Genomic DNA, 9,330 nt, shown 5'->3' on the forward strand with positions numbered 1-9,330 from the left:
GTTACAGTTGATAGTTGAACTCGATACGGTGATCGCCATCAGCAAAATCGGTATTCTCGGTCCAGTTGGCAAAGTAACGAACGTTGAAGCGTGGTGAAATCTGATAAGAAACGGCGAACTCATGAGCAAGAACACTGTCACTGTTTTCAAACCCGTAATCTTTGTACGTTTCAGAGCCAGACAGAGTAGTCATGTACATCGGGTTATAGTTCAGCCAAATCCTGTCGGTAAGGTCAAGTTTGGTATAAGTACCAACAAGGGCAAAAGTCCCCGGTACCGAATAACCGCTGACAATTTGGCCATCATCGCCGACCACGTTGTTACCAAACGCGACACCTGCACCGGCAAGAGGGAAAAACTGCACCGGACCAAACTTAGGCAGGGCCTGAATAAAGCTGTATGACGCAGAACCAGACTCGTTGTTTAAGTCATAGCTGAGATCAACCTGTGCGCCGCGACCATTGGTCAGGTTCGCGGTGAAATTTCTTAGCCGGAAAGAGTCAATACTGTCATTACGCCGGTTTTCATCATCATGCCAGCCCAGGGCTTCACCACCCATTCCTTTGATTTCAAGAACATTCATACCTGCAACGTTGTCTTTGCCAGTGTCGTAGGTTTTGCCCATTTTGAAGTTCAGGCCTTTATCGGTGATACCGCCCCCGACCTGGGTGTAAATAGCCAGCGGATCCGACATATCCTGAACTTCATCATCTGCCGCTAACGCTGAGTTAAACTCCATCAGGCTGACAGCAGTGGCTGCAACCAGGAGGAATGGCTTTTTCATAAATTACCTTCATTGATATGGCCGGCACACCAGAGGTGTGCCGGTAAGTGGTTTGAGAGAGTTTATTGCGCGTGCAGACCCGGAACGGTCCATTGCATGTTGAGCACTTCTTTGTTCGGAATGTACAAACGAGTCAGCACATAAAAACCGCCATCGGGTGTCGGCAACCAGTTATGCTGCTGGGCTTTGTCGGCTGGTGCCTGATGAGACAGATGCAAGGTAAACGAGCCATCCGCGTTTTTGTTCAGTTCAGATAAATTGCTGATGGAATAACGGTCAATCGGATTATCGACCAACATTTTGCTTTGAGCGTCGTACACCGTCACCGACCAGAATGCACCGACAGGCGGCTCTTGATCGAAGGTCATGGTGTACTCACGGCTCCCGGTCAGCAGCTGGCCTTTCGCATCCATCGCAGCCATTGGGTAAATAGCTTCTTTTGGCCCCTGGCCGCCAAGGTAAGGATGGGCGATTAACGAACGCATGGCGTTGTCGTCACCAAACGCATCCAGTGCAAAAGTGTATACCCAACCATCTTTCATCTCTAAATTAGCAGGGTTAGCTTGCTGTGCCATCACGACTTTCTTGCCTTCTTCAATGGCATTGATCAGCGCCTGTTTCGTCACCTCAGAAAGCTGGCTGGCATCAAATCCATCTTCGCTCAGGCCAATTTTCCTAAATTGGCCAAGCATGGCTTGTTGTCTTTCATCGACCGGGTTGTCCGCCAGATACGCGCCTAACTCAACATAAAAACGCAGTGGGTCATTATCCGCTCCGGGGCGTGGCGACAACTCAGGTTGAATCTTGCTTGGTTTGCCGGTCATGTACTCACTCAGAGGAGTCAGTTTGTACTGATCCTGAATGGCATGCGCTTTGGCGTAATCTTGTTCACCCATCACCTGAGTACGGCCCCATAGCCATACCTTAGACGTCGGTGCTTCAATCACATTGAGCTCGCGTGGAATCGCGTGTTTGGCCTTCCACCCCGGCGGTACAATCAAAAACTGCTTTTCAAGGCTACCGGTTTCACGCGTCCCCACGTACTGGAACAGGTTGTGCCACATGTCGAACATGTTGATCACATAGTAACGGTCAGTAACCTCCGGAACTTCCAGCACCATCGGCTCCTGGCTGACATCTAATACGGCACTGGAATACAGCGTGTCGCGGTTGGCGGTTGGCATATCGGTATCTGCCGGCGTGCTTAAACGCCTCGCGTGGCCGAACTCATTGAGTGGGCCGCGATAACTGGTGTCGGCCTGGGGCTCAGAAACATCGCTATATTGACGACTAATTTGCTCCATACGCACCAGAGTCGAGCCCCAGAGATAGGCACTGACCCCCAGATTATAAGCTTCATCGTGAAGCGCCTGCTGTACAGGGTTTAGCTGAGCCTGGGTTGTGCCCGCAAACGACACGGGTGCCGCAAGCGTTGTTGCCAGTACAATGGCGAGAGAAAGGTGTTTAACAGGACGAGTTAACATAAATGACCTCCATTGGTTGAGGCCAATATACGCAAATATTCGTTTAGGGTGTTTTATACTATTTATTAAAAATTTTAATAGTCTATCGACCTGCTGTTGCTTAGCATATTCAAAAGCTCTGGCCCCGAAATGAGCAACTGTTCCTTGTATCACGATGCTCGGGGGACAGTTTGATAGTCAGTAATCCGGCCATATAACATGCCCTTATCAATTCTACTCACTTAACGCAGTATCAAAAACTATTGACGCGAATCAGCAGTTGTTAGCCAGTCAGAAAAAACCGTACTACCCTTATTAATGAAACCATCAGTACAGGAGGGATGATATGGAAATTTCTGAATGCCGAAGGAAATTAGCGGAACATTTTCTTGTTGACGCGAACATTATCCACGATGTCAATACCTGTGGGTGGCACGTTAATTTTCACGATGCCGAAGGTAATGACTACCCCTTTACGGACAATCTCGAGATCCCCTTAAGCTTCAATAGCCCGGAAGAAGCCAAAATAGTCATTCGCCAGATCAGTGACTGCCCGATTAAAGTTAATCATTTGTTCGGCTTTTACGCTATTTAGGCTGTAGTGGATAATACCGGGGCGGTGACACAAGCCGTTGTTGTCACCGTCACCTAATCATTGACCCCGGGTCAGCATCCGCAATGTTGCTGACCTGAGTAGTTTGCCGGACTGAAAGTCTCATGTTGTAATGGCCTACCTACTCTACGGCCACAATTTCGCTGATCAGTGCCTGATCACAACAACGGCTCACCTGGTAGCCAGCCTCAGACAGACACCATGTACCGGCAAGAACAACCTCTGTATATACTCCCCTTAACCCGTTTCACTGCAGCATCCGTCCTGAATGAGTAATCACAGGCCGCCTAAAACCTAATGTATTTACAACATTTTTCCTTATGTCGACTACCATAAACAGATGGGGATACAAACTAACGTATGTATCAGCTCCGGATGGACGCCACATCATGTATTACAACAAACACATCGCATAGGATTCTGCTATGAAGAAGATGATCAACCACGTCGATAACGTAGTCAGAGAGCAGTTGGAAGGCATTGCCAAAGCCCACCCCGAATTCACGGTCAATCTTGATCCGGCCTTTATCCGCCGCGCAGTATTGCCCGAAAACAAAGTCGCCTTGATATCTGGTGGCGGCAGCGGCCACGAACCTATGCACGGCGGGTTGGTCGGCTACGGTATGCTGGATGCGGCCTGCCCCGGCGAGATCTTTACCTCGCCGACCCCGGATCAAATGTACGAATGTGCCAAACAGCTCAACACCGACGAAGGCGTGCTTTTTCTGATCAAAAACTACACTGGTGATGTCATGAACTTCGAGACCGCTATCGAACTGCTGCACGGCGATGGCATCAAGGTCCAGGCCGCACTGATTGATGACGACGTGGCGGTAAAAGACAGCCTGTATACTGCCGGGCGCAGGGGCGTGGCAGCCACCGTTCTGGCCGAAAAAATCCTCGGGGCCGCAACAGAACAAGGCTACAGCCTGGCACAATGCAGCGAGCTGGCCAAAAGGATCACTAACCGTGCCCGCTCAATAGGCATTGCCCTGTCAGCCTGTACCGTACCGGCCGCAGGAAAAGCCGGATTCGAGCTAGCCGATAATGAGATTGAGTTCGGTATCGGTATCCACGGTGAGCCCGGAATAAAGCGCGCCGCCTTTACCGACTGCGATACCACCACCAGCGAAATGATGCAGCACCTGCTGGACAACAGCAGCTATCAGCGCAGCGTGCGACGCTGGAACATGGATCTCGGTGACTGGCAGGAAGAGGTCTGGACCACGGAGCCCCTGATGCAGGGCGATAATGTCATCGTGCTGGTGAACAGCCTCGGCGGCACCCCATTATCGGAACTGTATTGCGTCTACCGCAAGGTCGCCGAGCTGCTTGAAAAGCGCGGCATGAGCATTGCGCGGAACTTAGTTGGTGCCTACTGTACTTCCCTCGATATGCAGGGGGTCTCTATCTCGCTACTTAATGCCGATGATGAAATGCTGTCGCTCTGGGACAAACCCGTCAACACCCCGGCCCTGCGCTGGGGGTGCTAGCCCGGGCTCCCTATACCAATAACAAAGCGAGATATCCATGACATCCATTACCAAACAGCATATCGTGCAATGGCTTGAAAGTGCAGCCGCCAGGTTTGCGCAGGAAAAGGACTACCTCACCGAACTCGACCGACAAATCGGTGATGCCGACCACGGTATCAATATGAACCGCGGCTTTGCTAAGGTCATGGAAAAACTGCCGGAAATGGCCGATAAAGACATAGGTACCATCATGAAGACAACCGGCATGGCCCTGCTTTCTAGTATCGGAGGAGCCAGCGGCCCGCTATATGGCACCTTGTTTCTGCGCGGGGCAACCAGTACAGCGGGCAAAGAAGAGCTGGATGTAGCAGAGCTGACCGTCATGCTCCGCGATGGCCTCCAAGGCGTCCAACAACGTGGCAAGGCGGTTGCCGGAGATAAGACCATGGTGGATACCTGGCTGGCCATTATCGACAGCCTGGAGTCTTCCCCCAATGCCCCGTTAGCCGAGGCCCTGAAGCAGGCTCATACCGCCAGCGAACAAGCCATGCTCAGTACTATCGACATGCAGGCGCGAAAAGGGCGAGCCAGCTACCTGGGCGAGCGCTCCATCGGCCATCTGGATCCCGGCGCGACATCATCCCATTACCTGTTTAGCGAACTCTGTAAAGTGGTCATGTCCTAGCTAGCATACTAAGCTCTGATCTTCATACCAAACACAGCCTTCGGGATAAGAGTGGCAGTCAGTCTCCATCCCCCCGGCTCATGTTGACTACCAATAGCGATAGCATCGACAAAATCATGGCGTTCCTGGTTACCCTTACAGATCCGGCTAACCTTGATTTGCATTCGCATGCGTCCAAGGACCTGCCGAGCAGCCAGACTCGCTCAACCATGGTGGAATGTGACACGGGCTAAGTTATTCAACTCAGCGGCACAATCAAAAGTGGCAATCCCTGCCAGCTCTTTTACATTTAAATCATGGTCAGTATTGTTATCGTCTCTCACAGCCGTCGCCTGGCGGAAGGTCTTCTTGAACTTACGGCACAAATTACCCATGGCAAGATTGCCATGGCCATTGCCGCAGGCATCGATGATCCCGAAAACCCCATAGGTACCGACGCCCTGGCGGTGAAAAATGCGATCGAGAAAGTATATCGCCCTGACGGTGTACTGGTGCTGGTAGATATCGGCAGTGCGATCCTCAGTGCTGATATGGCGCTTGAGTTGCTGCCGCCGGATAAGGTTGATGCCGTTAAGATCTGTCCGGCCCCGCTGGTCGAGGGCACCATTGCCGCCAGTGTTGCGGCAGCAGCCGGCCAGCCAATCGACATCGTGTTAATGGAAGCCCATAGTGCCATTGCGGCAAAATATCAGGCGCTGGAGCAACCGCTACCACAAATGTACAGCTCCCCGTCGGCCCCTTTTGAACGCCCCTCAGCCCGGCCCCCTGCCAATGACATTTCTCCCGATCAAACCTTATCGTTCTCATGGACCATACGCAGCCCTCATGGCCTGCATATCCGTCCTGCTGCTGTTCTGGCAGCCGAACTGGGTCGCTTCACGGCTAAAATATGGCTGAGTAAAAACGGGAAAAAAGTGAATGCCAAAAGCCTGAACAACATCATGAGCCTTGGGATCCGTAACGGCGACACCCTGACTTTCACCGCCTGCGGCAATGATGCCGAAGCCGTCATTGATGCACTTAAATCGCTAACCAGCAGCAAGTCAGTCAACCAATGATTACGCAACAACAAGCGATATACCAAGCACGACTTCAAGATTATCGATGCGCTTATAATGCTCGATTGGAGCCCTGACCAAATCGTTAGGTACTACCGTTTACATGGCTATCCAGTGAGAGCTTAGCCCTATCCTAAAATAAAAAACTTAGAATAGGGCTAATTTACATTAGAAGTTGAGTGCAAGACCTGCATACAGAGTACTAGTATCAGATTCAATGATTCTGTACCCACCTTTTAGCGACAGATGTTCAGTAATTAACATACCGAGCTCTCCACCTAGAGTAAGTCCAGAACCGACCGAGTCGGCCAGATCGATGTTTTTGGTTTCGCCAAGCACTGTGTAGTTTGCTTTACCAGAAGCAGATACACTGGCATAGCCCACCTGCCCTGCGACGAAAAAACGGCCTAAGTAAAATTTTGGTTTATAACTTAGGTTTATTGCTGTTAGATCAAGCTCACCAGAACCTTTGATACCAAGAGTCGTGTCATCAAAATTATACTTCGCACTCCCTGCGTTTATATATTCAATTTCAAAAGCGTTGACCCAATTACCTGACGAAGGTAGGTGATAACCAAATTGTATTGCATATCCGGCGTTTTCTGATTTGGTTGCTAAAGGGATTTCTGGAAAACTTGACTGCGTATAATCGACTCCAACATAAAAATTTGATGTTTGACTTGCCGCCAAGGCAGAGCCAGAAGACAAAGCAGCTATAGTTAGTACTGTAAGTAATTTATTCATGTAATACTCTTTGAAAGTTAGTGATTGATCATTAATCCCAAGTCACTTAGAGACGCCGAATCCAGTGCACAGTCCAATGATTCAAATTCAAGTTATCTGATGAAAGTTGCTTCACTGACGAGCTACCTGCGTATGAGGCTCCTTAGTTCGCATGCTTTGTTAACGATTTCTGATTTAGGTCTGAGTTCATAAAGTCGTTGCGTGTGCAGAGCAAGCCAATCTTGCTGAGTAATGCTTCATGCTGTTACTTGGGGAAAAGTGGTTATTTAAATGAAAACTGTAAGCCGAGACGAACGCCAGTCTCTCTTTCTTTTCGTTCAGCGAAATCTATACCTGCAGTGATTCCAAACACGGACCCAAATTGAAATGTATTGTTTATAGATAACTCGTTTCTAGGAACATCAATGAAATCATGTTGATAAATTACTCCTAAAGCCCAGTGGGTCGCAATTTGGGCCTTAATACCTGTTGAACAGTAGATACCTTCATCGGAATGATTTGGCGCGTAGTCACTCTCAGCCCAATAGTTAACAACACCACATGACAATGGTATCGATAGAGATGGAGTTATAAATGGCGAAAGGCCGAGACCAAGTTGCCACTTATCAATGCTCGTTGAAAATCGAGTACTGAAGTCAGCATAGCCATCGAGATATAAATTTTTATACAAGTTGGCATTTATAGACAAATATAAACCGCCGAGGTTTTTGCTCTCGTTATTTGAGTATTTATTCTCAGTGTAAGGGGCTATAGACTTAGCAGCGTAATGAGTGTTCTTATAGCCAAAACCTACATGAGAGTAATTTCCAGCAACATTGCTATCTGCGAAAGCTACAAGTGGCATTATTGCAAGAATAAGGACCAATTTCTTCATAGTGGGCATCCATCTTAACGAGCGCTAAAATAAGTGGTAACAATGTTACATTTAACTCGCCAGTCAACTTACATTTAAATCAGACATTTTTACATGGAGTTTAGGACTAAGTGGCATATTTGAGTGAAGGACTACATTATTTTAAATATGAAATACTGATTAATTATTAAATAAAAATGAAAACTTAGAAGAAACCACGTAGATTAACTGTAACACTGTAACTTACCACCATGTTTTTAGTGTTTTTGTAGTGATCTAGCATCATTTTATGATCGCATTTTCTGGTAACGAACACGATTTCTTTTGTACGTTTTCAATATCCATAGGATGACAGAGCGTTTACTGAAAAACGACTTTTTGAATGATTCAACGTTACCTGTTTTCTGCCAAAGTTCTTGCTTGGTTACAGAACGGATAAAAGCCCTTTTTACCGCCTGATAAATAGTTCTAGGAAACGAAAAGTCAACCCATATGACGGTATCAACCCTTGACCATTTGATCGAGACAGTACGGTTATAGTTGCCATCAAGCACCCAGTGTTCATCCCTTAACTGCTCTTCAAGAGTAGCGAAGAACTCTTCATCTAATGATTCCTGCCAATTGGGTTTCCAGAACATAGCGTCCATTTCCAGATAGGGATAATTGAGCTTGTCCGATAGCATACGACTAAATGTACTTTTCCCGCTGCCGCTTGTACCAACTACGTTTATTCGCTTCATCGCTTTTGCCTGATTTTGAGCCCTAGCACATAACGAGCCTGTTAAGGTGTAAGCAACGCAATACTTGAGCCTCCGCATAACACCTTAAACATAAAAACAACGCATAGTAAAAAGGACACGGGTTGCGAATCACTCTTAAACAGTTAGATTTAATAGTCACAGCATCTTCTCGAGCTCTTGGATTGCTCGACTAAGTACTACATCTGTTCCGGATATCATGTTTTCGGGCGTTTGAGATACCAGTAAGTCAGGGGATATACCAAAACCAACAAATTCTCTTCCATCTTGATAAGAATCTCGTTTAGCACAGACTCTAAACGAGCCCCCTCCAGACAAGTCAAAGAACAAAGGTTGCCCTTTACTACCGTATGTCTTGCCGCCAATAGTTGTAAAGTGTTCCAGTTTATCTGCGTAAATCAGGAAGTCTTCAGCGGCAGACGCTGTATTTCGTCCGATTAAAACAAATGTAGGAACTACAATGCTATTTTTTTAGCAATCAACCCCGACATTTCACCTGTTTGCCAAGCGTTATCATCTGCGTACCCATCGTATCCCCAAGCCTTATACGCTGATATATGTTTCCTTGTCTCCCATATAGAACCTTACAGATTTTGATTTGTAAAGTTAGATAGTATCTCTGTACCTATACCAGAATTACCACCGCCATTAAACCTTAAGTCGATAATAATACCTTTGACTTGTTTTAAGTTGCTATAGATAGAATAAAACTCATCTAAGATGATGCGATCAACAAAGCTATTTAAGGAGAGATAAACAATTCCATTCTCCAGCCAGGGCAAGATCATGAAAAACTCTTGTGGAATAAGGCCTAAGTGAGAGCCTACTTTTACTCATTTCTACAGTGATGTCATAAAAAATGCAATGACTTATGGATCGATTTGACGATCAGTATTA

General features: G+C 47.4%; 10 protein-coding genes and 1 pseudogene. 5 read left to right on the forward strand and 6 right to left on the reverse strand.

Translation table 11 applies throughout. From position 1 onward, the window contains the following. Window position 1: 1 nt before the first annotated feature. Window positions 2-739 (reverse strand): hypothetical protein, encoded by a 738-nt coding sequence (locus P2G85_RS07460; RefSeq protein ID WP_275863487.1) that lies wholly within the window; start codon window positions 737-739, stop codon window positions 2-4. Window positions 740-846: 107 nt separating this feature from the next. After that, the gene (locus P2G85_RS07465) at window positions 847-2,268 is read right to left on the reverse strand and encodes a DUF1254 domain-containing protein (RefSeq protein WP_275863476.1); all 1,422 of its coding nucleotides are present in this window, start codon (window positions 2,266-2,268) and stop codon (window positions 847-849) included. A gap of 325 nt (window positions 2,269-2,593) precedes the next feature. Between P2G85_RS07465 and P2G85_RS07470 the strand changes: the two genes are divergently transcribed. The 5 genes and pseudogenes from P2G85_RS07470 to P2G85_RS07490 all read left to right on the forward strand — a co-directional run. Next, a complete protein-coding gene (locus P2G85_RS07470; protein WP_275863477.1) occupies window positions 2,594-2,842 on the forward strand; it encodes a hypothetical protein in 249 nt (82 codons plus the stop codon). Between the two features lie 443 nt (window positions 2,843-3,285). After that, window positions 3,286-4,353, forward strand: a complete 1,068-nt coding sequence (gene dhaK, locus P2G85_RS07475) for a dihydroxyacetone kinase subunit DhaK (protein WP_275863478.1) — start codon at window positions 3,286-3,288, stop codon at window positions 4,351-4,353. A 37-nt stretch (window positions 4,354-4,390) separates the two neighbouring features. Beyond that, on the forward strand, window positions 4,391-5,020 hold the full coding sequence (gene dhaL, locus P2G85_RS07480) for a dihydroxyacetone kinase subunit DhaL (RefSeq protein ID WP_275863479.1): 630 nt from the start codon (window positions 4,391-4,393) through the stop codon (window positions 5,018-5,020). 296 nt (window positions 5,021-5,316) lie between these two features. Next, entirely contained in the window at window positions 5,317-6,078 is a 762-nt protein-coding gene (gene dhaM / locus P2G85_RS07485; protein WP_275863480.1) for a dihydroxyacetone kinase phosphoryl donor subunit DhaM, read from the forward strand. 3 nt (window positions 6,079-6,081) lie between these two features. Further along, window positions 6,082-6,192: pseudogene (locus tag P2G85_RS07490) on the forward strand (IS30 family transposase); the annotation flags it as partial. A 54-nt stretch (window positions 6,193-6,246) separates the two neighbouring features. On the opposite strand, the gene P2G85_RS07495 reads toward P2G85_RS07490, so the two are convergent. From P2G85_RS07495 to P2G85_RS07510, 4 genes are all read right to left on the reverse strand, one after another. Next, the gene (locus tag P2G85_RS07495) at window positions 6,247-6,822 is read right to left on the reverse strand and encodes an outer membrane beta-barrel protein (protein ID WP_275863481.1); all 576 of its coding nucleotides are present in this window, start codon (window positions 6,820-6,822) and stop codon (window positions 6,247-6,249) included. 262 nt (window positions 6,823-7,084) lie between these two features. Beyond that, window positions 7,085-7,696 carry a hypothetical protein gene (locus P2G85_RS07500; RefSeq protein ID WP_275863482.1) on the reverse strand — a complete coding sequence of 204 codons (612 nt, stop codon included), beginning with the start codon at window positions 7,694-7,696 and terminating at the stop codon, window positions 7,085-7,087. A 266-nt stretch (window positions 7,697-7,962) separates the two neighbouring features. Beyond that, window positions 7,963-8,415: a shikimate kinase gene (locus tag P2G85_RS07505; protein WP_275863483.1), complete on the reverse strand. Its 453-nt coding sequence runs from the start codon at window positions 8,413-8,415 to the stop codon at window positions 7,963-7,965. A gap of 602 nt (window positions 8,416-9,017) precedes the next feature. Next, on the reverse strand, window positions 9,018-9,221 hold the full coding sequence (locus P2G85_RS07510; protein ID WP_275863484.1) for a S41 family peptidase: 204 nt from the start codon (window positions 9,219-9,221) through the stop codon (window positions 9,018-9,020). Window positions 9,222-9,330 lie beyond the last annotated feature (109 nt).

The sequence above is a fragment of the Vibrio sp. CAU 1672 genome (genome assembly GCF_029223195.1).
In the GTDB taxonomy this organism is placed as follows: Bacteria; Pseudomonadota; Gammaproteobacteria; order Enterobacterales; family Vibrionaceae; genus Vibrio.